The organism is Rhizobium sp. LjRoot98, assembly GCF_964252935.1.
Taxonomy (GTDB): domain Bacteria; phylum Pseudomonadota; class Alphaproteobacteria; order Rhizobiales; family Rhizobiaceae; genus Pararhizobium.
On record NZ_CAXUPW020000001.1, the window covers coordinates 1,676,367 to 1,702,394 of the forward strand.

At 59.2% G+C, this 26,028-nt stretch carries 22 protein-coding genes; 12 read left to right on the forward strand and 10 right to left on the reverse strand.

The genetic code is table 11. The annotated features are described in order from the left end of the window. The first annotated feature begins 73 nt into the window (after nt 1-73). The 3 genes from ACSQ3J_RS08340 to ACSQ3J_RS08350 are packed head-to-tail and all read left to right on the forward strand — an operon-like array spanning nt 74 to nt 3,277. Nucleotides 74-535 carry a MarR family winged helix-turn-helix transcriptional regulator gene (locus ACSQ3J_RS08340; RefSeq protein ID WP_060502918.1) on the forward strand — a complete coding sequence of 154 codons (462 nt, stop codon included), beginning with the start codon at nt 74-76 and terminating at the stop codon, nt 533-535. After that, entirely contained in the window at nt 528-1,730 is a 1,203-nt protein-coding gene (locus tag ACSQ3J_RS08345) for an HlyD family secretion protein (RefSeq protein WP_436038951.1), read from the forward strand. The genes ACSQ3J_RS08340 and ACSQ3J_RS08345 overlap by 8 nt, the downstream gene beginning before the upstream one ends. A gap of 5 nt (nt 1,731-1,735) precedes the next feature. Beyond that, nucleotides 1,736-3,277, forward strand: coding sequence for a DHA2 family efflux MFS transporter permease subunit (locus ACSQ3J_RS08350; RefSeq protein ID WP_060502920.1), 1,542 nt, complete (start codon nt 1,736-1,738; stop codon nt 3,275-3,277). A 6-nt stretch (nt 3,278-3,283) separates the two neighbouring features. Here ACSQ3J_RS08350 and ACSQ3J_RS08355 read toward each other — a convergent pair whose 3' ends face one another. The 3 genes from ACSQ3J_RS08355 to dnaK form a co-directional block, all read right to left on the reverse strand. Next, nucleotides 3,284-4,003 carry a glutathione S-transferase gene (locus ACSQ3J_RS08355; RefSeq protein WP_060502921.1) on the reverse strand — a complete coding sequence of 240 codons (720 nt, stop codon included), beginning with the start codon at nt 4,001-4,003 and terminating at the stop codon, nt 3,284-3,286. Nucleotides 4,004-4,132: 129 nt separating this feature from the next. Then, nucleotides 4,133-5,260, reverse strand: a complete 1,128-nt coding sequence (gene dnaJ / locus ACSQ3J_RS08360) for a molecular chaperone DnaJ (protein WP_060502922.1) — start codon at nt 5,258-5,260, stop codon at nt 4,133-4,135. Between the two features lie 321 nt (nt 5,261-5,581). Next, nucleotides 5,582-7,504, reverse strand: coding sequence for a molecular chaperone DnaK (gene dnaK, locus ACSQ3J_RS08365; protein WP_060502923.1), 1,923 nt, complete (start codon nt 7,502-7,504; stop codon nt 5,582-5,584). Between the two features lie 1,164 nt (nt 7,505-8,668). Here dnaK and ACSQ3J_RS08370 point away from each other — a divergent pair. Continuing rightward, the gene (locus tag ACSQ3J_RS08370; RefSeq protein ID WP_060502924.1) at nt 8,669-9,037 is read left to right on the forward strand and encodes a hypothetical protein; all 369 of its coding nucleotides are present in this window, start codon (nt 8,669-8,671) and stop codon (nt 9,035-9,037) included. Nucleotides 9,038-9,104: 67 nt separating this feature from the next. Here ACSQ3J_RS08370 and ACSQ3J_RS08375 read toward each other — a convergent pair whose 3' ends face one another. Then, a complete protein-coding gene (locus ACSQ3J_RS08375) occupies nt 9,105-11,348 on the reverse strand; it encodes a transglycosylase domain-containing protein (RefSeq protein ID WP_060502925.1) in 2,244 nt (747 codons plus the stop codon). A gap of 657 nt (nt 11,349-12,005) precedes the next feature. Between ACSQ3J_RS08375 and ACSQ3J_RS08380 the strand changes: the two genes are divergently transcribed. Next, on the forward strand, nt 12,006-12,335 hold the full coding sequence (locus tag ACSQ3J_RS08380; RefSeq protein ID WP_060502926.1) for a hypothetical protein: 330 nt from the start codon (nt 12,006-12,008) through the stop codon (nt 12,333-12,335). 346 nt (nt 12,336-12,681) lie between these two features. Beyond that, complete coding sequence (locus tag ACSQ3J_RS08385; RefSeq protein WP_082512006.1) at nt 12,682-12,951, forward strand: DUF2934 domain-containing protein; 270 nt, start codon at nt 12,682-12,684, stop codon at nt 12,949-12,951. 56 nt (nt 12,952-13,007) lie between these two features. Here ACSQ3J_RS08385 and ACSQ3J_RS08390 read toward each other — a convergent pair whose 3' ends face one another. Further along, a complete protein-coding gene (locus ACSQ3J_RS08390; protein ID WP_060502928.1) occupies nt 13,008-13,160 on the reverse strand; it encodes a hypothetical protein in 153 nt (50 codons plus the stop codon). Between the two features lie 41 nt (nt 13,161-13,201). Here ACSQ3J_RS08390 and ACSQ3J_RS08395 point away from each other — a divergent pair, with 41 nt between their 5' ends. The 3 genes from ACSQ3J_RS08395 to ACSQ3J_RS08405 all read left to right on the forward strand — a co-directional run bounded on the left by ACSQ3J_RS08395 (nt 13,202) and on the right by ACSQ3J_RS08405 (nt 14,506). After that, nucleotides 13,202-13,549 (forward strand): hypothetical protein, encoded by a 348-nt coding sequence (locus ACSQ3J_RS08395; RefSeq protein WP_156393814.1) that lies wholly within the window; start codon nt 13,202-13,204, stop codon nt 13,547-13,549. A gap of 14 nt (nt 13,550-13,563) precedes the next feature. Further along, nucleotides 13,564-13,773, forward strand: coding sequence for a cold-shock protein (locus ACSQ3J_RS08400; protein WP_037103743.1), 210 nt, complete (start codon nt 13,564-13,566; stop codon nt 13,771-13,773). A gap of 244 nt (nt 13,774-14,017) precedes the next feature. After that, nucleotides 14,018-14,506, forward strand: coding sequence for a hypothetical protein (locus tag ACSQ3J_RS08405; protein WP_060502929.1), 489 nt, complete (start codon nt 14,018-14,020; stop codon nt 14,504-14,506). Between the two features lie 13 nt (nt 14,507-14,519). Here the strand turns inward: ACSQ3J_RS08405 and ACSQ3J_RS08410 are convergent, their stop codons facing one another. The 5 genes from ACSQ3J_RS08410 to ACSQ3J_RS08430 all read right to left on the reverse strand — a co-directional run bounded on the left by ACSQ3J_RS08410 (nt 14,520) and on the right by ACSQ3J_RS08430 (nt 20,921). Further along, a complete protein-coding gene (locus ACSQ3J_RS08410; protein ID WP_060502930.1) occupies nt 14,520-15,482 on the reverse strand; it encodes a lysylphosphatidylglycerol synthase domain-containing protein in 963 nt (320 codons plus the stop codon). A 105-nt stretch (nt 15,483-15,587) separates the two neighbouring features. Continuing rightward, complete coding sequence (locus ACSQ3J_RS08415; protein ID WP_060502982.1) at nt 15,588-16,976, reverse strand: dipeptidase; 1,389 nt, start codon at nt 16,974-16,976, stop codon at nt 15,588-15,590. 105 nt (nt 16,977-17,081) lie between these two features. Then, nucleotides 17,082-17,513 (reverse strand): MarR family winged helix-turn-helix transcriptional regulator, encoded by a 432-nt coding sequence (locus ACSQ3J_RS08420; RefSeq protein WP_060502931.1) that lies wholly within the window; start codon nt 17,511-17,513, stop codon nt 17,082-17,084. 483 nt (nt 17,514-17,996) lie between these two features. Continuing rightward, entirely contained in the window at nt 17,997-19,670 is a 1,674-nt protein-coding gene (gene aspT / locus ACSQ3J_RS08425) for an aspartate-alanine antiporter (protein WP_060512003.1), read from the reverse strand. Nucleotides 19,671-19,976: 306 nt separating this feature from the next. Further along, nucleotides 19,977-20,921 carry a LysR family transcriptional regulator gene (locus tag ACSQ3J_RS08430; protein WP_060502933.1) on the reverse strand — a complete coding sequence of 315 codons (945 nt, stop codon included), beginning with the start codon at nt 20,919-20,921 and terminating at the stop codon, nt 19,977-19,979. A 121-nt stretch (nt 20,922-21,042) separates the two neighbouring features. Between ACSQ3J_RS08430 and ACSQ3J_RS08435 the strand changes: the two genes are divergently transcribed. From ACSQ3J_RS08435 to polA, 3 genes are all read left to right on the forward strand, one after another. Beyond that, nucleotides 21,043-21,909, forward strand: coding sequence for a pirin family protein (locus ACSQ3J_RS08435; RefSeq protein ID WP_060502934.1), 867 nt, complete (start codon nt 21,043-21,045; stop codon nt 21,907-21,909). A 221-nt stretch (nt 21,910-22,130) separates the two neighbouring features. Then, nucleotides 22,131-22,820: an isochorismatase family protein gene (locus tag ACSQ3J_RS08440; protein WP_060502936.1), complete on the forward strand. Its 690-nt coding sequence runs from the start codon at nt 22,131-22,133 to the stop codon at nt 22,818-22,820. 163 nt (nt 22,821-22,983) lie between these two features. Next, nucleotides 22,984-26,001 (forward strand): DNA polymerase I, encoded by a 3,018-nt coding sequence (gene polA / locus ACSQ3J_RS08445; protein WP_060502937.1) that lies wholly within the window; start codon nt 22,984-22,986, stop codon nt 25,999-26,001. The last annotated feature ends 27 nt before the right edge of the window (nt 26,002-26,028 follow it).

The following is a 26,028-nucleotide window of genomic DNA, read 5'->3' on the forward strand; positions in this document are numbered from 1 at the left end:
CCTAATTGCGCAGGTGCGAATACTCAAATAAGATTGCTTATCTTATGCATGCTAACAATATGGCGCACAGCCCATGAACCTCACCCCTACCCTGGGTTTTCTGCTTCACGATGTCGCCCGGCTATTACGCAAGCGGTTCGAGCAACGCGCGAAACATATGGGTCTGACGCGCTCGCAATGGCAGACGATCGCCTATCTGGCGCGCAACGAAGGCATCCACCAGAGCGGCCTTGCCGAACTTCTGGAAGTGGAACCGATTACTTTGATGCGGGTGCTCGACAAGCTTGTCGATCGCGGCTTCGTTGAGCGTCGGCGGCATGAGACAGACCGCCGTATCGCGCTTCTCTACACCACCGAACCCGCCCGCGGCCTGTTGGCCGACATGCGCGCCATTGGCGACGCGACGCGGTCCGAAGCCTTGCAAGACATACCCGACGAGGATCGTGAAAAACTCGTCGCCATTCTCGACCTGATGAAATCCAACCTCCTGCAGGCCTGCCGCGCGCCGGCCGATAAAGAAACTCACCATGGCTGACTCCCTCCGCGTACCCGCCAATGCCAATGTCACTGCGCTTGAAACATCCGAAGGCGTGACGGCCGAAGCAAAGATCAACACCGCGCCTCCGGCATCGGCCGACCCCGCGCCCGCCGCCGGCATCGTTCGCCGCCGCCGCAGCCTGAAACGCCCGATCCTGTTTGCACTGCTGCCAGTCGCGCTCGTTGCCGGCGGCTATTTTTATGTGACCGGCGGCCAGATCATGGAAACCGACAACGCCTACCTGCAGGCAGACATGGTCGGCGTTTCCACAGACGTCGCCGGTACGGTTGCCTCCGTCAATGTGCACGAGAACGAAGAGGTCAAGGCCGGGCAGGTGCTGTTCCAGCTCAAGGCGGATTCGTTCCGCATTGCGCTGGAAGGCGCCGAGGCCAAGCTTGCCGCTTCCCGCAACGAACTTTTGAACCTCAAGGCCAGCTACGCCCAGACACTGGCGCAGATTGCCCAGGTCGAGGCCGATGTTCCCTATTACCTGACCGCCTTCGACCGGCAGCAGACGCTGATGTCCAACTCCGCCGCATCGCACGCGACCTATGACCAGGCCAAGCATGATCTGGACGCCGCCAAGCAGAAGGTGACTGTCGCCAAGGCCCAGGCCGAAACGACGCTGGCGCAGCTGGGTGGCGATGCCAACCAGCCGATCGAACAGAACCCGCTCTATCTGGAAGCCAAATCAGCCGTGGATGATGCGCAGCGCCAGCTGGACGACACGACGGTGCGCGCACCGTTTGACGGTGTGGTGACCAATGTCAACGCTCTGCAGCCCGGCAGCTATCTGGAGGCCGCGCAACAGGCCTTCTCGCTGGTCTCCACCAAGAACATGTGGATCGCGGCCAATCCGAAGGAAACCGAGCTTACCTATGTCAAACCCGGCCAGCCAGTGACGATTACGGTCGATACCTATCCGGGTGTCGAGTGGAAGGGCAAGGTCGCCAGCGTCAGCCCGGCTTCCGGCGCGAGCTTTGCTCTGCTGCCGGCGCAGAACACGTCTGGCAACTGGGTGAAGGTCGTGCAGCGCATTCCGATGCGTGTTACCATCGATGACACCGCCGGCAAACCGCCGCTGCGCGTCGGCATGAGCACGCTCGTCGCCGTCGATACCGGCCGTGCCCGTGGCCTGCCGGACATGATCCAGAAACTTCTCGGCCTTTCGACCGCCCACGCGCAAGAGTAACTGCCATGAGCAGCATCGCTTCTGCGGCAACGGCGCCTGTCGCCAATCGCGGCGCCATCACGGCCTGCATCATCCTTGCGGTGATCATGCAGGCATTGGATACGACCATTGCCAATGTGGCGCTGCCCTATATCCAGGGCAGCGTGGCGGCAAGCGCCGACCAGATCAACTGGGTGCTGACCTCCTACATCGTCGCGGCCGCGATCATGACGCCACCATCCGGGTTTCTGGCCGCAAAATTCGGCCGCAAGCGCGTGCTGCTGGTGGCGATCGTCGGCTTCGTCGTCGCTTCCGTGCTTTGCGGCCTCGCGCAATCGCTGCCGCAGATCGTCGGTTTCCGGTTGCTGCAGGGCCTGTTCGGCGCAGCGCTCGTTCCCCTGTCGCAAGGCATCCTGCTCGACATCTATTCGACCGAAGAGCGTGGCTCGGCGATGGCGCTGTTCGGTGTCTCGGTCATGGTCGGGCCGGTGCTCGGGCCGGTGATCGGCGGTTGGCTGACGGAAAACATCAGCTGGCGCTGGGTGTTCTACATCAACGTGCCGATCGGCGCGCTGGCCTTTGCCGGTATCAGCATTTTCGTCAAGGAAACCAAGCTGGATACGCAGGCGAAGCTCGACTGGTTCGGCTTCGGCATGCTCAGTCTTGCCATCGCCTCGCTGCAGCTTTTCCTCGATCGTGGCGGCCAGCTCGACTGGTTTTCCTCCGGCGAAATCCTGATCGAGGCCATCGTTTGCGCCAGCGCTTTCTATCTGCTGATCATTCACACGCTGACCACGGAAAAATCCTTCATCAACCCACGCCTGTTTCTCGATCAGAACTTTGCCGTCAGCATGCTGTTCATCTTCGTCGTCGGCGTTACCTATCTGGCCTCGCTGGCGCTGATGACGCCCTATCTGCAGTCGCTGATGGGGTATCCGGTCGTCACCGCCGGTATCGTCATGGGGCCGCGCGGACTGGGCACCATGGTCTGCATGTTCGTCGTTGGCCGCCTGATCGGCAAGGTCGATACCCGTATCCTGCTGTTCACCGGCCTCGCGATCACCGCCTGGGCGATGTATGACATGATCGGCTGGACACCCAATGTCTCGCAATGGACGATCATTTCCGTGGGCTTCGTGCAGGGCGCTGGTCTCGGCTTTCTGTTTGTGCCGTTGACCACGATCGCCTTTGCGACGCTGCCCGCCGAGATGCGCGGCGATGGCACCGGGCTCTACAATCTCTCCCGCAATATCGGTTCCAGCGTCGGTATCGCCGTCGTCTCGGCCTTGCTGATCGAGAATACCCAGATCAACCACGCATCGATTGCAGCCTATGTGACGCCGTTCAACCATGCCTTCCAGGCCCCGGCGGCTGCAGGGCTCGATCCGATGACCGCCGTCGGGCGCGCTTCACTCGACAGTATCGTCACACTACAGGCGACAATCATCGCCTATATGGACGACTTCAAGCTCTTGATGATCATGTCGCTGGCGGTGATGCCATTGGTCTTCCTGTTGCGCAAACCGAAGGCGCCACCGGCGATCGACCATAGCGCGGTCATGGAGTGACCGGTCCTATTGCCGGTCAAGCTCCGGATAATAGCGGAAGATACCTCGCTCGTTGAAGGCAAGCCGACGTTCTGAAGCCAGATAGGCCTTGATCCGCGGTAGTTCGCGGACTTGCGCGTTGAGTGCCACGAGAAGCGGGTAATCCGGTTCCACCGCCTCCATCTCGGCTGGGAAAGCGTAGCGCAGGCCTTCGATGAGGTGGAACAGCGACAGGTCGAGATAGGTGAGTGTGCCGCCGAGGGCATGGACCTCACCTTGCCTGTTCTTCGCGAGCTGCCTTTCGAAATAGCCAAGAAATTTCGGAAGGCGCTCTTCACGAAAGTTCTCGGAACGCCGCAACGCTTCGTCCTTCTGGTCCTCGTAGTAGAGCGACACGCCGATCGGATGGTGGGTGTCGTGGATTTCAGCGACAAAATCGGTGATGCCGAGCTGCAGGCCATGCGCCGTTATCCGCCCGGCTTCGTCCTCGGGTCCGAGATCGAGCCGGTTTCCGAGATAGAGCAGGATATTGGCGGCATGGGAGATGACAAGATCTCCATCCTTCAGGAAGGGCGGAGCAAGCGGCGTGACACCCGCCGTCTTGGTCTTCATCATCGCCATCATCCGGGCCATGCCGCCATCGTTGCGGGCGACGTCGATATAATCAGCACCGGCCTGTTCCAGCGCCAGGCGGACGAACTCGCCCCGGCCGGGGATGCCATCCCAATAATAGAGCTCATAGGTCATGATGCACCTTTCGCGTTGGGATATGTCGCGCCTGCGCCGCAGGCCACATACGAAAAAGCCGGAGGCATGACTGCCCCCGGCTAACATATATGGCCGATTATCCGTTCGGCCAGTCGCCGAGCGCGGTGCTTACTCGATGTCGAAGAAATCCTTCATGCGGGAGAAGAAGCCCGCTGATTCCGGATTGTTTTCCTTGGAAGACAGTTCCTCGAATTCGCGCAGCAGTTCGCGCTGACGCTTGGTCAGCTTCTGCGGCGTTTCGATCTGGATCTGGATATAGAGATCGCCGACCTGGCTGGAGCGCAGCACCGGCATGCCCTTGCCCTTGAGGCGGAACTGCTTGCCGGCCTGGGTGCCTTCCGGCACAGAGACGCGCGACTTGGTATTGTCGAGCGTCGCCACGTCGAACTTGCCGCCAAGGGCTGCTGTCGTCATCGAAATCGGCACGCTGCAATAGAGATCGGCGCCATCGCGCTGGTAGAACTCATGCGGCTTGACCGAGAGGAAGATATAGAGATCGCCTGAAGGCCCGCCGCGAAGACCGGCTTCACCTTCACCAGAGAGACGGATACGGGTGCCGTCTTCGATGCCGGCCGGGATATTGACCGAGAGCGAACGTTCTTCGGTGATCCGGCCCTGGCCATGGCACTTGCCACACGGATCAGCGATCGTCTGACCGCGGCCCTGACAGGTCGGGCAGGTGCGCTCGATCGAGAAGAAGCCCTGAGCGGCACGCACGCGGCCGGAGCCCTGGCAGGTGGCGCAGGTTGTCGGCTTGGTGCCGGGCTTGGCGCCCGAGCCGGTGCAGACATCGCAGGTAATCGAGGTTGGAACCCGAATCTGCGCCGTCTTGCCGGCATAGGCCTCTTCCAGCGAGATTTCCATATTGTAGCGAAGATCGGCACCGCGCTCGCGGCCGCCGGACGAACGCCGCTGGCGGCCGCCGCCCATCATCTCGCCAAAGATGTCTTCGAAGATATCGGAGAAACCGCCGGCGCCACCGCCCATGCCGCCACCGCCACCCATGCCGCCCTGTTCGAACGCCGCATGGCCATAACGGTCATAGGCTGCCCGCTTCTGCGGGTCCTTGAGCATCTCATAGGCGAGGCTGATCTCCTTGAACGTCTTTTCAGCTTCCGCATCGCCAGGGTTCTTGTCCGGATGATACTTCATTGCGAGTTTGCGGAAAGCGCTCTTGAGCTCTTTCTCGTCTGCTGTTTTCGCAACGCCGAGCGTTTCGTAAAGATCACGTTTCATACTTGCAGATTGTCCTGTTGAATAGGCGCGTCAAAACCGGCTGCCCGGCGGTCGCCAAATTTCCTTGCAACAGGATTTAGTAAACCTTCAAGCGCGATACCATAGGCAATACACGATCCCGGCCGCTTTTTGTCGGAAAAGCACAGAATCAGGCGGCTTTATCTTTGGCTTTTGCCTTGCCGCAAGGTTGGGCCCGGCTCCCCTCGCGACTTTAACGCCTAATCATGCCGATCGCTGGTCCCGTTGTGGCACGATAGATGCCGAAAACAGAAAAGCCCGGAGCTTGCGGCTCCGGGCTTTCGAGAGGTATTCGAAGAAGAATTAGGCGGACTTCTTGCGGTCGTCCTCGTCCTTGACTTCTTCATAGTCGGCATCGACGATATCGCCGTCGCGGGCCGCATCAGCCTGTGCATCAGCATTGGCCGCTTCGGTCTGCTGCGATTCGTACATTGCCTGACCCAGCTTCATCGAGGCTTCGAGGAGCGTCTGCGTCTTCGCCTTGATGTCTTCAGCGTCCGGCTCGGAGGCTTCGACGGCCGTCTTCAGCGAAGCGATCGCATCGGAGATCGCAGTGCGCTCGGCTTCCGTGACCTTGTCGCCAAATTCCTTCAGCGACTTTTCCGACGAATGGATCAGGCTTTCAGCCTGGTTCTTCGCTTCTACACCTTCACGGCGCTTCTTGTCGTTCTCGGCATTGGCCTCGGCGTCCTTGACCATCTTCTCGATATCCGCGTCGGACAGACCGCCCGATGCCTGGATCCGGATCTGATGTTCCTTGCCGGTACCCTTGTCCTTGGCCGAAACCTGCACGATACCGTTGGCGTCGATATCGAAGGTGACTTCGATCTGCGGAACGCCACGCGGTGCCGGCGGAATGCCAACCAGGTCGAACTGGCCAAGCAGCTTGTTGTCGGCAGCCATTTCGCGCTCGCCCTGTGAAACGCGGATGGTGACGGCATTCTGGCTGTCTTCGGCCGTCGAGAAGGTTTGGCTCTTCTTCGTCGGGATCGTCGTATTGCGTTCGATCAGGCGGGTGAACACGCCACCGAGCGTTTCGATGCCGAGCGACAGCGGGGTCACGTCGAGCAGCAGAACGTCCTTGACGTCGCCCTGCAGAACGCCGGCCTGGATGGCGGCGCCCATGGCGACGACTTCATCCGGGTTGACGCCCTTGTGCGGCTCCTTGCCGAACAGCTGCTTGACGACTTCCTGTACCTTCGGCATGCGGCTCATGCCGCCGACCAGAACGACTTCGTCGATCTCGGCTGCCGTCACGCCGGCATCCTTGAGGGCTGCCTTGCATGGTGCAACGGTGCGCTGAACCAGCTCGTCGACCAGGCTTTCGAACTTGGCGCGCGACAGCTTCATGGTCAGGTGCTTGGGACCGGTCGCATCAGCCGTGATGAACGGCAGGTTGATTTCGGTCTGCTGCGACGAGGACAGTTCGATCTTGGCCTTTTCGGCAGCTTCCTTGAGGCGCTGCAGAGCAAGCTTGTCATTCTTCAGGTCGATGCCCTGGTCCTTCTTGAACTCAGCTGCGAGGTATTCGACCAGACGCATGTCGAAGTCTTCACCGCCGAGGAAGGTGTCGCCGTTGGTGGACTTCACTTCGAAGACGCCGTCGCCGATTTCCAGAACCGAGATATCGAACGTACCACCACCCAAGTCATAAACGGCGATGGTCTTGCCGTCCTTCTTGTCGAGGCCGTAAGCCAGAGCTGCTGCAGTCGGCTCGTTGATGATACGCAACACTTCAAGACCGGCGATACGGCCGGCATCCTTGGTTGCCTGGCGCTGCGCGTCGTTGAAGTAGGCCGGAACGGTGATGACGGCCTGCGTGACCTTTTCACCGAGATAGGATTCTGCGGTTTCCTTCATCTTCTGAAGGATCATGGCGGAGATCTGTGAGGGGGAATAACCCTTGCCCTGCGCTTCAACCCATGCGTCGCCATTATCGCCCTTGACGATCTTGTAAGGCACAAGGGCCTTGTCCTTTTCAACGAGCTTGTCGTCGTAACGGCGGCCAATCAGGCGCTTGACGGCAAACAGCGTATTTTCAGGATTGGTGACGGCCTGGCGCTTGGCCGGCTGGCCTGCCAGACGCTCGCCATCGTCGTTGAACGCGATGATCGACGGCGTGGTGCGCGCACCTTCTGCATTCTCAATGACCTTCGCGTCCTTGCCGTCCATGACGGAGACGCAGGAGTTGGTCGTTCCCAAGTCAATACCGATTACTTTAGCCATGTCGTTCTCTCCTTGCAGCGGACTGTCAGAACCCGGTCAGGCATTCATGCGACAGCCCCTAACGGGATGGTCTGTGGAATATTCGCAGCGAAAACTGCGGTGATGGGGCGTATATAAGGACCAGTGTTTCGGACTGCAAGGCATGAGAACGCCACGAAGCCGAGGAAATCAACGTCTATTATGACGAAGCATCGCGCGCCATTACCGAAATCAGCAATCCTTTCTACAAGGCGATTGCGGTTCCCGCTCCAGAACAGCGGGGACGTCCAGCAGACATGGCGGTATCGACGTGATCGTCTGCTGCGGAAAAATCATCGCAGGTTCATTGGGTTGACCGGAAGATAGGCGTTTCACCGCCTTTTTTCCAGCCTGAATTTATCCCCGCCGTCTCTGCACCACGCACAATTGTCCGACTGAATTGAAAGCGGATGGCGTGGCCAATGATTTCGATAGAACCGGCAGATCTGAGCCTGCGACAACTGAGCTACCGGCAGGCGGCGATGGCCGTCGAATTTCGAGCGCTGGCTTAATGCCTAGAATGGAAGGCCGGTTTTCGCCCCGAGCAGCCGCGGGTGCCGGCCGGCAATCCCGACGGCGGGCAATGGGTCGGAGACGGCTCCGAAAGCCGCCCGATCCGCGTCAGCCGCCGCGGGCCTCGTGGCGCGGGACAAGTCCGTATTCTCGACAGATGGCATCCCGTCACGCCCGGGCAGGAAGCGCGGCTGGCGGTCAGTATCGGCCGGATGCAGGAAGCGTTACGCGCCGTTCAAAGACGTGAGCCAAACTGGCGGCCGCCCCCGCAAGCCTACGAAACGGTCGAGGGGCTGATACGAGCCAATGAATCCGTAGCACAGGAGGCGATGCTCCGTGCACTCCAGTTGAGGCTGCCGCGGATCGGCATCGGACCCTTTGCAAGGGAGTGGATTGTGGCGCCAGCAACCAACAGGCGGCTGACCAGGAGTGAACAGGCGGAAATCGACCGCATCGGCCGTACCTACGGATGCCACTGGTGTGGTATAAGGACAACGGGAACCAAGCGCGGTCATTTTATTGGCGACCATCAGATCCCAAAAACAGTAGGCAGACCGAGTCGAATTTACCCACATTACTGGTCGTGCAGTCAATCACAAGGTGGACTTTTATCGAAAAGGAGATTTTGACACCATGACCGTGCAACACCTGTCGATCGCTCCGGAATATGTGAGCTTTTACGTTGCAGGCCGTCGAAATGTCGATATTCCGACGCACATGGATAGGCGAGGTGTCCTTTCGTCAAAAGACTGCATTCTCATTCCCGCGCTCTATTGGAACGACGGGGACACGGACGTTACGTTCGGACCAATCTCCGAGATCACGGAGGCAAGAAATCCGGATTTCGACGGCATTCTGAACACCCCCAACAACGAGATCATTTTATTTGATGCAAATAACCCTCAATTCGCTGCTTCACGCGTACCGTCCGCGAAAACTCGGATTCGTGTCTGGATCGATCACCCCAGCGAGCCGGAAAACGTTATCATCGCCTGGGGATAGCGACTGTTCAAATTGCCTCGGTCATACATAGTCCCCATCGTCATGAGCACCAAACGGCGGTTGCGGCTCAACCGCCGGTCAGGATGTCGAACAGCGTCGTGCGTCGGGTCGCACCAGTGGTCTCGCCGACATCGGCCGGTGGCGTAAGCCCGGAATTTGCCGCCTGCGCCGGCTGATCGAAATCCTGCGTGCCAGCCGTCTGTCCGTTGGCAACGGGTGCCTGCGGAAATTCATCCGCCGCTCCATTGCCGAACGTTCCGGAGATAACATCGCCAACGCTTTCGGGCGCGGCCTGATTGTCGTCGAATGTCGGCTGGATCCCGGTCGTACCAAAGACCGGTGAAGGCGACAGGCCCTCGTGGGCCGCCGTCATGAAATCATGCCAGGCCTTGGCCGGAAGGCCGCCGCCAGTGACCTTCTTCATCGACTTGCCGTCATCATTGCCGAACCAGACGCCGGTGGTCAGGTTGCTGGTGAAGCCGACGAACAGAGCGTCGCGGAAAGACTGGGTGGTGCCTGATTTGCCGGCTGCCTGCCAGCCCTTCAGCCGGGCGGCCTTGCCGGTGCCATGGTCGATCACGCCGACCATCATCTGGTTCATTTCGCTGACAACGGCCGGATCCAGGACCCTTGGCGGATTGTCATAGGTATTTTCATAGAGCACGGTGCCGTCGGCGGTCGAAATCCGACGGATCACATGCGGCGTCGCTTTGAAACCGCCATTCATGAACGGGGCATAAGCCGACGTCAATTCGACAAGGCTGACCTCCGACGTTCCGAGCGCGATCGACGCATTGGACTGCATTTCGGATTCGATGCCGAGCCGGCGCGCCAGCTTGATGACATTCTGCGGCCCCACTTCCATCACCAGCTGGGCAGCGATGGTGTTGAGCGAATTGGCTAGAGCATTGGCGAGCGAAACCTCGCCGCGATATTTCTGATCGTAATTCTCCGGCGTCCAGTTGCCTATCCGGACCGGCGCATCGTTGCGGATCGACATCGGCGTGCGGCCGATTTCCATCGCGGCAGCATAGACGAAGGGCTTGAAGGCCGAACCCGGCTGGCGCCTCGCCTTGACCGCGCGGTCAAACTGGCTTTCGGCATAATCACGGCCACCAACGAGGGCGCGGATGGCACCGGTGCCATCGATCGAGACCAGCGCTGCCTGCGAGACATCCAGCTTCTGCCCCGATGCATCGAGGCTTTCAGCCAGCGTTTCCTCGGCCTTCTTTTCCAGATTGAGATCGAGCGTGGTATCGACGATCAGATCCTGGCTGATTTCGCCGACCATGCCCGGCAGCTGGTCCATGACCATGTCGGCAACATAATATTGCGCACCGGACCAGAAGCTCTTCGCCTTGGTCGGCGTCTGCGACATCGCAGTCTTGATCTCGCTATCGGTAATGAAGCCTTCCTCGCGCATGGCGCCGAGGACGACCTGAGCCCGCTCTTCCGCAGCTTTTGGATCACGCGCCGGCGACAGGCGCGAAGGCGCTTTCAGCAACCCGGCAAGCAGTGCGGCCTCGCCCAGGTTCACATCACGTGCGGACTTGTTGAAATAACGCCGCGAGGCTGCTTCGACGCCATAGGCGTTCGACCCGAAGAACACACGGTTGAGATACATCGCAAGGATCTGGTCCTTGGTGTATTTCTGTTCCAGCCAGACCGAGAGCAGCACTTCCTGTACCTTGCGCTCCAGCGTGCGCTCCGGCGACAGGAACAGGTTCTTGGCCAGCTGCTGAGTGATTGTCGAGCCGCCCTGCACCATGCGTCCGGTGGTGACATTGGTCAGCATTGCGCGCGCCAGACCGAGCGGATCGACACCGAAATGCGAGTAGAAACGCCGGTCCTCGATGGCAATGACCGCCTGCGGAATATACGGCGACATGTTTTCGAGCGACAGCGCCTCGCCACCGGTAGCACCGCGATTGGCAATGATATCGCCGTTGACGGCGAGGATCTTGACGTTCGGCGGCCGGTCCGGAATGGCCCAGGTGGTGGCGCTCGGCATGCGCGATCCGTAATAGAGCACCAGCCCGCCGACGCCGATGGCGCCCCAGATACCGATAACGACACACCAGTAAACCAGCGACCGGATCAGGCCCGTCAAACCGCCGCCGCCACGCGACCCGCCACGCCCGCGATCCTTCCGTGCCTTGGCCTTCCTGGCCGCAGGCTTTGACCCAGTGGATTTTTTGCCGCCGCCACTGACACGCTCACCAGCAGTCATGCGCAGTTCGCCGTCATCACGACCGCGTCCACCCTCGAAGGAAGGTTCTATCCTCTGCTCTGAAGTCCGGTTTCCTGCCATGTCGGGGTGGGTCTGCTCCAGCTTGTCTTGGGGAGCGCAGACAGCATACAAGCCGCAACGCACGATTTCGCCCCGTGCGATGAAGTGTAAATGCGGCGATTTAAGGGGGCGTTAACTGCACGCTATCACGCACCGCCACATCCTGGAAGCGCAGGTGCACTTGCGGAATGCGGCAGCAATCGCCATGTAATGATCCAGCACCGACTGCGGTGCCTGAAGCAATTCCATCGCTTCAGCGCGGCCAACTCAAAACCGCGCACCGGATTTGGGACATGCGGCAAGCGTGTCCTCAATTCCCCGACCCAGCCTATTGCCCTGCAGTTAAACCGTCTCCCGACGGAAAGGTCGCGTTTGTGACGTGAAGCGGGCCTAAAACAACGATCCAAGGAGACCATCAATGTCGACTTCATCAGACAAGCCATACGAACCGATCTCTTTCGCAAAGAAGCACCGGATATCGGTGGAGGATGCCCGAGATATCCTTGACCAGGCAGCTGGCGACAAAAAGACCGCCGACAAACATGCAAGGCGCGTGAGCCTTTAACCGCGACACCCTGTGGGCGGCGCGCCGGAATTGATGCGCCGCCCAAGAGGCTTTCCGTTCTTGGGAACCATTCCGTCTGCCAATTCGTTTGGCAGGTGGCAACAGGAGAACCGATGATGGCCGAACCAACCAATAGTGACCTTGAATCATTGCGCGCCGAAGTGGCCCGCCTTTCCAAAATCGTCAGCGCTCAGAGCGCGCAGGCCTATAGTGACGTTCGCGAACGTGCGTCCGGCGTCGTGGAGGCCGCAACACCTATCGCGAAAAAGGCGGCACACGTGGCGCGCGCGGAAGGCAGCGCCATTGCGCAGACAGCACGTGAACATCCGGCCGCCGCGGGTAGCGCGCTGACTGTCGCGTTGCTGGTTGGCGGAGCGATTGGCTTTCTGCTGGGTGCCGCCTCGCGGCAAGAGCCCGAGCCGGTGCGTCGCCGATATTGGTAATGATCGAACCGGCGAATGCGCCGACCTGACTGAAAGGCCTCTTCATTGAGGCCTTTTTCATATGGCGTCATGGAACTTTCCTGTCCGAAAGCTGTTTTGCGTCAAACGACAAGGGGAGTTCCGTGGGTCAAATCTATCATCTCAGTTCAGAAAATGACGAACTTCTGTCGGAAGCCGAAAAAGCGTTTGATCTGTCTGCGCGCCGGCGATCTATGTTGAAAAATATACGGGAATTGCCGGAAACGCCGCGACGGCCGCAGGCGTTGAAGAGGCTTGCCGGTCTTTTTGTTCCCACGTTCCGCCATCAACCGAGCTGAACCCCTTTTGCAACGCACCGGAGGCAGTCATGGACATCGACAGAGAAAGCAGAATCCGGCAGCGAGCCTATCAACTATGGCTCGATGAAGGTTCTCCGGAAGGAAAACAGGACGATCACTGGGCGCAGGCCGAGCGCGAAATCGATGACCTCGATACCAGCAACAGAACTGGTGATCCTGCAAGCCCCGGCGTCATGCGCGAAGCAGCCCGTGAACACGCCGACACATTTATCGTGAAATCCGATCTTGAGGATGCGGATCAACGCGAAAGTACGCCGGGTACGCGCGAACAGCCATAGCCGGACAGAACGAGCTTTTCCGGGGTTGAATAGCAGAAGAGAGCGCGTGCGAAACATCAGTTGGTGTTGGCGCGCGCGATCCGGTGTGTTGCGTCATCCAAGGCATTGCTTGTCTGTACACCATCCTGCTTCATGCCCCGCACTGTATTGCCGCATCCGGACAGGGCAAGCAGGGACGCGCACACTGCGGCAATCACCAATTTCGGCATCGTCAGTCCTCCATCAAGGAGCGATGGGATGAGCTCCTCCGATGAACATGATGCGGGACAAGGAAAAATCAATTCTCCAGACCTGCAAAAACATCGTCACCCTTTTCGCATCCGGACAAATGCAACCTCAACCGGTGTCTTCATGTAAAAATAAACCCAATGAAATCTCGACTCTGCGCCGTATAAAACTGAATGAAATCAATGGCCGATGCAAAACAGGAATAATAAAACTTGACTATCTGACCCCGGCAACCTATCTGAGCTTTGGTCGATATTTGTTAGATGACTTTGGTTTTTGCGACTTTGCGCGCAATCGGACGAACTTTCCTTCAGATTCGAACAAAAGCTTTTCCGTAACGTTTACGGGATGGTTCAACATAATTTGCTAGAGAAAGGGATCGTTATGGCCACTGGCACAGTAAAATGGTTTAACTCCACAAAGGGCTTCGGCTTCATTCAGCCGGACGACGGCAGCCAGGACGTTTTCGTCCACATCTCTGCTGTCGAGCGCGCTGGCATGCGTGGCCTCAATGACGGCCAGAAGATCAGCTTCGAGCTCGTCAAGGACCGCAAGTCCGGCAAGATGTCTGCAGACAACCTGCAGGCTGCTTAATACCAAATCTGGCGCGATAATCCGCGCCGGAGAAATGCGCTTCCGCGGTTGACCACGGATGTACTGGCAGAGTGTCGAAGCGCGTTGTGAAAGGTCGGGTTTTCCCGGCCTTTTTGTTTTTCTGGGCCGTGCTTTTCCAGCGCCCGCTTTCAGGCTCCGCGGTTTTGTTTGGCTGAAACCGTCCTGCACCTTCAAATCGCCTTATCCCCGTTGAAACTCACTGTGAACAACAGGAGGCGTGTGCATGAAAGCCATTCTCATTTCTCTTTCGACGGTAGCGGTTCTGGCGAGCTCCGCCGTGTATGCCAGCGCTCAGGATCAGGTAGCTTATGTCGATGATCGCTCGGATGGCCCTGCTCTCGTGCGCTCGCTCTACAATGCCATCAACCGCCACGAATATGCCCGCGCCTACAGCTATTTCAGCGAACCAGCCGATAGCTACGAGTCGTTCGTACAAGGCTATGCCAAGACTGTGGACGTTCAAGTGCTGACCGGTTCCGTGACGCAGGAAGGGGCTGCCGGCAGCATCTATGCGCCAGTGCCGGTTGCGATCAAATCGACGGAGAAAGGCGGCAAGGAAAAGATCTTCGCCGGCTGCTACATTACCCGCATCGCAAATGCCGCCATTCAGGAACCGCCATTCTCGCCGCTGCTTATCGAAAGCGCCGAGCTTGAAAAAGTCGCTGGCCCCTTGGAAAACGCGCTGCCGAAAATCTGCCACCCGCCGTCATAGGACAAGGGCCGGCTCAGCCGCCGTTCTTTTCACTCACCTCGGCCTTGCGCCCCGCGAGGAACTGGCCCCGCTCGAAAATGACCACGACGGCGAGTGCGATCAGGAACGGTACGATCAGATAGAACAGGCGGAAGATGGCAAGCCCGGCAAGCACACCAGCCGGATCCATTTCAGGCAGGGCTGCGATAAACACCAGCTCCAGAACGCCAAGGCCACCCGGCGCATGCGACAGAAGCGCTGCCGAGAACGAGGCGAGAAACACCCCGAGGATCACCATGTAGCCGGGATTTCCGGCCTCCGGCAGGGCGAAATAGATGATCGCGGCAGCGGCGATCAATTCGACGGGGGCGATTACCAGCTGACGCAGCGCCAATGATGGTTTCGGATATTCCAGCCGGAACCAGCGGGTATGCAGCGGCCGGAACCCGACAAGACTACCGACGACATAAAGCGCGATCAGTGCAAGAATGATCAATCCAGTTGAAATGGATGCGCCGATCGGCAGGAACGCGGCGAAACGGGTGGTGATTTCGGGCTCGACCAAAAGCACGATGGCGGCCAACATCAGCGTGCCGAGCGCGAATGTGAAAGAGCAGAACGCGACGAGAATGCCGGTCTCCCCGGCGGTGAGCCCCTTCGATCCATAGGCGCGATACCGCACGACGGCGCCGGAAAAGACCGACGCCCCCACCGTATGCGACAGCGCATAGGCGGTGAAAGAGCAGATGGTGATGAACCAGAGCGAAATCCTGTGGCCGAGATGCTCAAGCGCCAGATGATCGTAGGCTGCCAGCGCCGCATAGGCGGCAAGCGTTGCGGCGGCGGCCAATAGCCAGCTCTTCAGCGATACGGCCTTCAGGCTATCCATGAAATCGGCGGCCGAAAGGCCATGGAGCTCGTGATAGAGGCCATAAAGCGAAAACACGATCGCGGCGAGCCCAATTACCGGCCAGGCAAGTTTGCGTACCGTTTTCATGAGGCAAGTATTCTTGAAATCTGTAGCTGGCAAAATGTCATCTGGACGAAAAGACCACCCCCGACCGGCCCGGTCAAGGGTGCTAACCGTTAACAGACGTCATGCTCAAGCGGCAAGCGCGTCGAGAATCCGGATCCAGGAGCGGATGCCCTTGTGGAAGGACTGCAGCTCATACTTCTCGTTTGGCGAATGAATCCGGTCATCCGACAGGCCAAAGCCCACCAGAAGCGATTCCATGCCGAGCATCTTCTGGAAATCGCCGACAATCGGGATCGATCCACCCATGCCGATCAGAACAGCCGGCTTCGGCCATTCGTCGGAAAGCGCCGTTTTTGCGGTGTTCAGCAGGGCGGAATCATAAGGCAGCTGGATTGCCGGCGAGCCGCCATGCTTGTGAAATTCGACCGAGCAATCGGCTGGAATTTTCGACGTGACATAAGCGCGAAACGCCGCACGGATCTTGTCGGGGTTCTGGGCGCCGACAAGGCGGAAGGAGACTTTGGCGGACGCCTGCGCCGCAATCACGGTCTTGAAGCCTTCGCCGGTATAGCCGCCCCAGATGCCGTTGACTTCTGCCGTCGGCCTTGCCCAGGTCAGCTCCATGACCGAACGGCCCTTTTCGCCGGATGGAATCGACAGGCCGATCTCGCCGAGGAATTTTTCCGTCGTCATGCCCAACGTGTCCCAGGCGGCCTTGATCTGTGTCGGGGTTTCCTCGACACCTTCGTAGAAACCGTCCAGCGTGACGCGGCCAGTCTCGTCGTGCAGACCGGCGAGGATCTGCGACAGGATATGGATGGGGTTGGCAGCGGCACCACCGAAATAGCCGGAATGCAGATCGCGGTCAGCGGCGGTGATCACGATTTCCTCGCCGACGAGGCCGCGCAGACCAGCCGAAATGGCCGGAGTGTCCCGATCCCACATATTGGTATCGCAGACCAGCGCGTAATCTGCCTTCAGCTCGGCGGCGTTGGCTTCCAGGAATGGCTTCAGCGACGGCGAACCGGATTCTTCCTCGCCCTCGAACAGGATCGTGACTTCGCAAGGGAGAGAGCCGTTGACCTCCTTGAAGGCGCGGCAGGCCTCGACGAAGGTGAGGAGCTGGCCCTTGTCGTCAGCCGTTCCACGGCCCGTAATGACCTTGCGGCCACCGTCCAATTCCTTGATCGACGGTTCGAACGGAGCCGTGTCCCACAGATTGAGCGGGTCGACCGGCTGGACATCGTAGTGGCCATAGAACAGCACGTGCGGCGCACCGGCCTTGCCGGCCGCGTGATGGGCAACCACCATCGGATGACCGGGCGTGTCGCGCACCGAAGCGTCGAAACCCAGGGACGTCAACTCGGCGACCAGCCACTCCGCCGCCTTGCGGCACTCCGCCTTGTAAGCCGGATCGGTCGAGATCGACTGGATACGAACCAGATCGAAAAGCCGTTCAAGGCTCTTGGGGAGATTATCGTCCGCGCGGGTGAGAATGCTGGCCGTGGCTGTCATGATCGAATCCTTGTTATCGCGGCGGAACCTAGACAAAGTTGGCGACGGATTTAAGCAAAATATTTTGATCGATGGATCATAGCCGTACTGGAACAGCAAACAGCATCAGCTCTGGGCGCCATTGGCGATCGCCATGCGCATGTATTCGAGCATGAGTTCCCGTTCGAAATGGCGAAAACCGGACAACAACGATTGATCGGCGGCGAGTGCTGCCTCTTTCGCCTCCCGCTCCATCTCCCTTGCCTTGGCTGTCAGGAAAATCTGCTGCGCGCGCTTGTCGGTCGGGTGCTTTTTCCGCAACACCAAACCGTCCCGCTCCATCCGGGCCAGAGTGTTGGCCATCGTTGCCTGCTCGATGTCGAGGCGGTCGAGCAATTGCTTCTGGGTCAGCCCCTCCTCGCTCCACAGCTCCAGAAGAACCGGAAACTGGCCGGGGGCAAAGCCGAGTTTCTGGCCTCTCTCCTGCAGGGCGCGGGAGAAACTTTTCGCCAGAAGGCTGGACAGGTATGTTGCTGAATCCATACGGTCGAAGGCCATGTCTATGGGTACCTCTCCCCAAGCTGGAACACAAGTTACATTGCGGGCGATGGACCGGCAGACAATAGGATTTCACACGGATGTGATGCTTGCCGGGAGCGCAAACAAAAACCGCCATGGCGGAGGCGGGGCCACGGCGGTTTTTGTTATAAATTGGACAAAGGCCCGGAGAGGGGGGATAGGCCTTTGTCCTTACATCTGGCTTCGGCGGGGGACAGGCCTTTAACCAGATGACGGCGCGTTCAGGTGCCGTTGGTTATCATTTGTGGTTCCAAATGTGGCTTTTCAAGGGAGCAAGCACCGGCCGCTGCATTACAAATTCGTAACATTGTCGTGAGGGGCCTCAGTATCGAGAATAGCGATATTCATGCCCGAAAAAGCGGGTCGTTCCGGGAGAGAAAGCCACCTTGCCGCGCGGCCCGTTCTCCCGCCCTGGGACCTTGTATCGCAGCCAACCGCGACAGATAATCCGTCAGACGCCAACTAACCTGTCAGCGCCATGACCAACCCAACCACGACCGGCCCCATCAGCGGCAGCAGAACGTTGGAGATCGCATATGTGACCGTATAGCCGATCACGGGCGTAGAGTTTCCGGCCTGCGAAACGAGGGCGCTGATGGTTGGGGTGCTGCAATGCTGCCCGGCGATTATGCCGAGAAGAATCGGTGCTTCGATCTTCATCAGCTTGGTTCCAACAAACAGCGAAACGAGGGCCGGCAGGAACGAAACAAGGACTCCGAGCACCGGCAGGATCAGGCCGTATTCCATAATCAGATCGATGGCATCAGGGCCGGCACTGAGGCCTATCGCTGCTATGAATGTGGCGAGGCCAAACTCCTTGGCGAACTCGGCCGCGGCCGGTGGCAGACCACCCCGCATCGGGTTGCGCATATTCAGCCAACCGAAGACAAGCCCGGAAATCAAGGCGCCGCCGCCCGCACCGAGCCCCAGTTCAAGGGCGCCAATCTTAAAATGGAAATGCCCGATAACGAGCCCGATTGCGAGCCCAAGGCCGAGAAATATGAAATCGGTACGCTCGCCCGGAGGCACGGGTTTTCCGAGTTCGTGCGCAGCGCGTTCGATGGCAAGTTCCGGGCCGTAAAGAGTGACGATATCCCCGTGTTGCAAAATTGTGCCGGAAAGTGCCGGGATGTTTTGCCCCATGCGCCGAACATGGGATATGAAGATGCCGCGCTGCAATTCAGCCGAGGCCATTTGCCTCAATTGCCGAATCTGACGGCCGAAAACTTCCTTTCGCACCAAAACCACATCGCGGGTTGCAAGCGTAAAGTTTGTGCCTTGCGGAACGGGTACTTCGTCACCGAGCCTGTCCCGCACGGCAATTACCGCGTTGCGGCGCCCCCGGACGAACACGATATCGTCAGGCTCCAGCAGAAAGTCCGGGGTGGTTTCAAGAATATCGCTGCCGCGCTGCAGACGCTCGATGGCAATTGCCCATCCCCGGCTTTTTTCAAAATTTCCGACTGTCTGACCGGCCGCACCGCCAACGCGATAGGCGCGGCCAACAAAGGCCGGGAGGCCTTCTGCCTGCTCCTCATCATCGTCGGTCGATCCCAGTTTGCGCGCGAGTTCCTGCGCTTCTTTCCGCAGATCGATCTTCAACAGCAACGGGGCAATCTGCGTCGTGAAAACCACGATCGCGATGAGACCGAAGAGATAGGTGAGGCTGTAGGCCGTTGCGATATTGGCCTGCAGCTGTTCGATCTCTGGCGTAGAAATCGCAAGACGGGCAATCGCTTCCGATGCTGTGCCAACAACAGCGGATTCTGTCGCGGCTCCTGCAAAAAGCCCTGATGCGGTACCGACGTCGAAATGGAAGAGAAGTACCGCGATGGCCAGCAGCACGAGGACACAGATAACCTCGATGAACGAAAAAATACCGTAGCGCCATCCGCCGCGGATATTGGTGAAAAACTGGGGGCCGGCCGAGAAGCCAAGCGCATAGATGAAAAGGGCGAATGCCGCGTTCTTCAGATCAGGATCAACCCGCACCCCGAATTGGCCGATTGCCAAGGCGACAAACAGTGTTCCGCAGGTCCCACCAAGCTGGATCGGGCCAACGCGTAGTTTGCCAATCAGAAAACCAAGTGCAAGCGACAGGAACAGGGCGATGATGGGATCGGTGAGGAACGACATGAACAGATCCAGTGCCTATGAGCGGGATTGGATGGGGGACATGCAGTAAAAGTAGAAGTTGAAAAGCCAAGCTATTAAAAATTGACCGGCGCCGCCACGGTTTCAACTCTTGCGCAGAGATGCCCGCCGCTTACACCCTGAAGCCTCCGGTTAAGGTGAGCCACCTTTTTCCATGAAGACAAGGGATAGCGCGGGCCGTGGTGGCCGTCCATATCTCATTCCACAGTGGTGAGGAATTTTACGCGATTGCTTAAAAAACCGCCCTCAGGTTGCCGAGGCCAACTTTTCGATGATGGGCAGCCGCCATCATTCATTGTCGACGGAAAGCAGCTGTTCGTTGGGACCCTCCGATCGATCAACACTGGAATATTCCTCCGCAAGGAAATCCAGAAGCGTCCGCACGGAAGGCAGCAGCCCTCGTCTCGATGGAAAGGCGGCGTGGATGATGCCCGACCTTGGAGCCCAATCGGGAAGGATATCCACCAGCCTTCCGGCCTGCACGTCGTCCCTGATCATGAATGTCGGGAACTGACAGACGCCAACGCCGCGAAGCGCCGCAAAACGCAGGGCCATCATATCCTCCGTGACAAGACGGGGATTATGCCGAACGACGGCTGAGGCACCGTTTGGACCATCAAGACACCAATCGTGCTCGGATCTTGCCGGTTCCCAGGCGAGGCTCGGCAACACGGCAAGATCGGCTGGAACGGGAGACCGGGATAAACCTTGCAAAAGAACCGGGCTGGCAACCAGACGCTGGGTGCTGTCGGCCAATTTGCGGATCACCAGATCGCTGTCATCCAGCGGTGGAAAACGCACACGGACAGCGAGATCGAAACCTTCACGGATAACGTCGACACGCCGGTTGGTGCTTTCCAGCAGGACTTCCACTTTGGGATATTTGGCCATAAAACGGGCAATCATCTCGCCGAGCTGAAAATAGATCACCGACGAAGGACAACTGATGCGCACAATACCCTGAGGCCCCGAGCGCGTGCGGTCGATAACCTCTTGCGCCGCGTCAGCCTCCACCGTCATGGCGAGACAATGGCGGTAGTATTCGCGGCCAATCTCGGTCACCGCAAATTGTCGCGTGGAACGTTGAATCAGACGAACGCCGAGACGCTCTTCCAACTGGATTATGCGCCGGCTGAGTTTCGATCTTGGCACGCCGAGCTTTCGAGCGGCTGCAGCAAAGCCGCCCTGCTCGATCACATCGACAAAAAACCGGAGGTCATTGAGGTCTTGCATGACTTTGATTGTCCTATTTTCAGGACAGAGTAACCCGATTTGCCAGTCTACTGCTATCACCGCCACGGCAGTATTTTCTCCTTACACACAGCCTCAATGGCAAAGCGAAAAGGAGAAGCACATGAGAAAGGTTCTCGGAGTTTACAGCAACCCCACGCCGCACTGGGTCGGAGACGGGTTTCCGGTACGCTCGCTGTTTTCACATGCCACGCACGGCGACCATGTCAGCCCCTTCCTGCTGCTGGATTATGCCGGTCCGGCGGAATTCGCGCCGACGAACACGCCGCGTGGCGTCGGTATCCATCCTCACCGCGGATTTGAGACCGTGACCATCGTCTATCGCGGTGAAGTCGAACACCGGGATTCGACCGGCAGCGGTGGCATCATCGGACCAGGCGACGTCCAGTGGATGACGGCCGCCGCCGGTATCCTGCACGAAGAGTTTCATTCGGAGGCCTTTACCCGTAAGGGCGGGAAATTGGAGATGGTTCAGCTCTGGGTAAACCTGCCGGCCAAGGACAAGAATGCCACGCCTGGATATCAGAGCCTGCTCGACCGCGACATTCCCTCCGTGGAACTGCCTGACGGCGCCGGCTCTCTCCGGGTGATCGCCGGCGCCTATGATGGCCACCGCGGACCGGCACAAACCTTCACCCCGATCGATCTCTGGGATGTGCGGCTGCACGAGGGTCGAAGCGTTTCGGTGTCCATGCCAGAGGGATATACTGCCGCAGTGGTCGTCCTGAAGGGCACGGTCGCCATCAACGGCGCTACAGCCGGGGAAGCTCAGTTCGCGCTCCTCGACAGATCGGGCGGCGACATCACGCTGGAGGCTTCAAGCGATGCATCCGTCCTGATCCTGGGCGGCACGCCGATCGACGAGCCGGTCGTGATGCAAGGGCCATTCGTCATGAACACTAACGACGAAATCAGGCAGGCAATGGCCGATTTCCGAAGCGGTCGCTTCGGCGCGATCAGTGCAGCCTAACGCCGATCTCCAGAACCAGGACAGGGTTTCTTTTTCCGCCTTGGGGGAACTGCCCCCGGGCGGCGAAGGCAAAGCCCAGCGCAATTGGAAACGCTCGGCCACCGTACCCGCCTTCACGACCCTGCTCATCAAAACCGGCGTAACCGCCAGCATGCAGTTTTCCTAAAAGCCGACCGAACATGGGGCCTGAAACCGCCCCACATCCCTGAAAGGACATTTCAATGACAACGCAAAATACCGCCGCAAACTTCAACGGCCAGAAACCAGTCATCGATGCCGACGACGCAGTAATGCTGTTGATCGACCACCAGAGCGGCCTTTTCCAGACCATCGGCGACATGCCGATGCCGGTCCTGCGCAACCACGCTGCCGCACTCGCCAAGATGGCCACGCTGAGCAAAATGCCGGTGATCACCACCGCCTCCGTGCCGCAGGGTCCGAACGGTCCGCTGATCCCCGAAATCCATGCAAACGCCCCGCACGCCACCTATATCGCCCGCAAAGGCGAGATCAACGCCTGGGACAATGCCGATTTCGTCGCGGCGGTGAAGGCAACTGGCCGCAAGACGCTGATCATCGCAGGCACCATTACCAGCGTCTGCATGGCCTTCCCGGCGATCGCGGCCGTTCATGACGGCTACAAGGTCTTTGCAGTCATCGATGCCTCCGGCACCTATTCGAAGATGGCCGAGGAAATCACGCTTGCACGTGTCGTCCAGGCCGGTGTCGTTCCGATGGACATGGCTGCGGTCGCGTCCGAGCTGCAGAAGACCTGGCACCGCGCTGATGCGCAGGATTGGGCGGAAATCTACACCAAGATCTTCCCGGCCTATCAGCTTCTGATCGAGAGCTACGCCCGCGCCCAGCAGGTCGTGACCAATCAGGAGCAGCTGGACTCGCAGCGCACCTAACGAAAAATGCGCGGCAGGGCGTAAAACCCTGCCGCGCATTTTAAACTGCAATACCCGACGATAGCCGGCAGGCGCTTCAAGGTGCCCCGGCAATCGCGTAAAATTCCGCGCCGCTCCGGAATGATATGGACGGCCATCGCGGCCCGCGCTATCCCTTGTCGCCATGAAAAAAGGTGATCATCTCTTCCTCGTCGACGGCTCCGGGTTCATTTTCCGGGCGTTCCACGCCATCCCGCCGCTCAACCGCAAATCGGATGGCCTGCCGGTCAATGCCGTCTCTGGTTTCTGCAACATGCTGTGGAAGCTTTTGACCGACGCGCGCGACACGTCCGTCGGTGTGACGCCGACCCATTTCGCCGTTATCTTCGACTATTCCTCGAAGACCTTCCGCAACGAACTCTACGACCAGTACAAGGCAAACCGCACCGCACCGCCGGAAGACCTGATCCCGCAATTCGGGCTGATCCGCCATGCGACACGCGCCTTCAACCTGCCCTGCATCGAAAAGGAAGGGTATGAGGCCGACGACCTGATCGCCACCTATGCGCGGATGGCGGAGGCGGAAGGCGCCGATGTGACGATCATCTCCTCCGACAAAGACCTGATGCAGCTCATCACCGCCAATGTGTCGATGTACGACAGCATGAAGGACAAACAGATCTCGATCCCGGAAGTGATCGAGAAATGGGGCGTGCCGCCGGAAAAGATGATCGACCTGCAGGCGATGACCGGCGACAGCACCGATAACGTGCCCGGCATTCCCGGTATCGGTCCGAAGACAGCGGCCCAGCTTCTGGAAGAGTTCGGCGATCTCGACACGCTGCTTGCCCGCGCCGGTGAGATCAAGCAGCAGAAACGCCGCGAAAACATCATCGCCAATACCGAACTGGCCAAGCTTTCGCGCCAGCTTGTCATGCTGAAGACCGATACGCCGATCGACGTACCGCTGGATGATTTCGAGCTGCATGCGCAGGATGGGCCAAAGCTCGTTGCCTTCCTGAAGACGATGGAATTCACCACGCTCACCCGCCGCGTCGCCGCTGCGACCGAGACGGATGCCGATGCCGTCGAGCCAGCGTCCGTTCCGGTCGAATGGGGCGCACAGGCGCGTGGGCCCGATCTCGACAAGGGCGAAGCGGCCTCCCCATCAGCGCTTTCTTCTGCGAAATCAGCATCCCTTGGAAGCGCAGCGCAAGCGGCAACCTCTCTGGCCGCTACTCCCGATGGAGGCCCGGCAGATGCGACACCGCAAAACCTGGCACAGGGGCGGGCCGAACTCTTTGCAACGGCAAAGATCGACCGCAGCGCCTATGTGACGATCCGCGATATCGCAACGCTCGATGCCTGGATTGCTGCGGCGCGTGAAACCGGCCTCGTTGCCTTCGACACGGAAACCACCTCGCTCGACGCGATGCAGGCTGAACTCGTCGGCTTTTCGCTGGCCATTGCCGATAACAGCAAGGACCCGTCCGGCACCGATATTCGCGCTGCTTATGTGCCGCTCCTCCACAAGACCGGCGGCAACGATCTTTTCAGTGACGGCGTGAAGCTCGCAGAGGGCCAGATTCCGGCCGCAGCCGCGCTCGAGCGATTGAAGGACCTGTTGGAGGACCCATCAGTTCTGAAGATCGCGCAGAACCTCAAATACGATTATCTGGTGATGAAACGCCACGGCATCAGCATTGTCAGCTTCGACGATACGATGCTGATGTCCTACGTTGTCGACGCCGGCGCCGGTACGCACGGCATGGATTCACTGTCGGAAAAATGGCTCGGCCATCAACCTATTCCCTACAAGGATGTTGCCGGCACAGGCAAATCCTCCGTCAGCTTCGATTATGTCGATATCGACAAGGCAACCGCCTATGCGGCCGAAGATGCCGATGTCACACTCAGGCTCTGGCAGGTGCTGAAGCCCCGTCTGGCCGCCAAGAACCTCAACACGGTCTATGAGCGTCTGGAGCGACCGCTGGTGCCGGTGCTGGCTCGCATGGAAGAGCGCGGCATCACCATCGACCGGCAGATCCTGTCGCGGCTGTCGGGTGAATTGGCACAGGGTGCGGCTGGCCTCGAACACGAAATCTACGGGCTTGTCGGCGAAAGCTTCAATATCGGCTCGCCCAAACAGCTTGGCGATATCCTGTTTGGCCGGCTTGGCCTGCCGGGCGGCGCCAAGACCAAGACTGGGCAATGGTCGACCTCGGCCTCGGTGCTTGAAGACCTCGCCGCCGACGGCCATGAGCTCCCGCGCAAGATTGTCGACTGGCGGCAGCTGACCAAGCTGAAATCCACGTACACCGACGCACTTCCTGGTTTCGTGCATCCGGAGACGAAGCGCGTCCACACGTCCTATGCGCTGGCCGCAACGACCACAGGTCGCCTTTCGTCCTCCGACCCGAACCTGCAGAACATTCCGGTGCGCACCGCCGAAGGCCGCAAGATTCGCACGGCCTTTATCTCGACGCCGGGCCACAAGCTGGTTTCGGCTGACTATAGCCAGATCGAACTGCGCGTTCTTGCCCATGTCGCCGAGATTCCACAGCTGAAACAGGCCTTTTCCGATGGTATCGATATCCACGCGATGACGGCCTCGGAAATGTTTGGCGTGCCGGTCGAAGGCATGCCGAGCGAAATCCGCCGCCGTGCCAAGGCAATCAATTTCGGCATCATCTATGGCATCTCCGCCTTCGGCCTTGCCAACCAGCTGTCGATCGAGCGCTCGGAAGCGGGCGACTACATCAAGAAGTACTTCGAACGCTTCCCCGGTATCCGCGACTATATGGAAAGCACCAAGGCGTTTGCGCGGGAAAATGGTTATGTCGAAACCATCTTCGGCCGCCGGGCGCACTATCCGGACATTCGTTCGTCCAACCCCTCGCACCGCGCCTTCAACGAACGCGCCGCGATCAATGCGCCAATCCAGGGCTCGGCCGCCGACATCATCCGTCGCGCGATGGTGAAGATGGAGCCTGCACTCGAACAGGCAGGACTTTCGGCCCGCGCGCGCATGCTTCTGCAGGTGCATGACGAATTGATCTTCGAGGTCGAAGATGCCGATGTCGAACGTTCGATCCCGCTGATCGTCTCGGTCATGGAGAATGCGGCAATGCCGGCGCTCGACATGAAGGTGCCGCTCAAGGTCGATGCGCGGGCTGCGCATAATTGGGATGAAGCGCACTAAATGTTGGGAAGCCGCGGCTTGCATCGC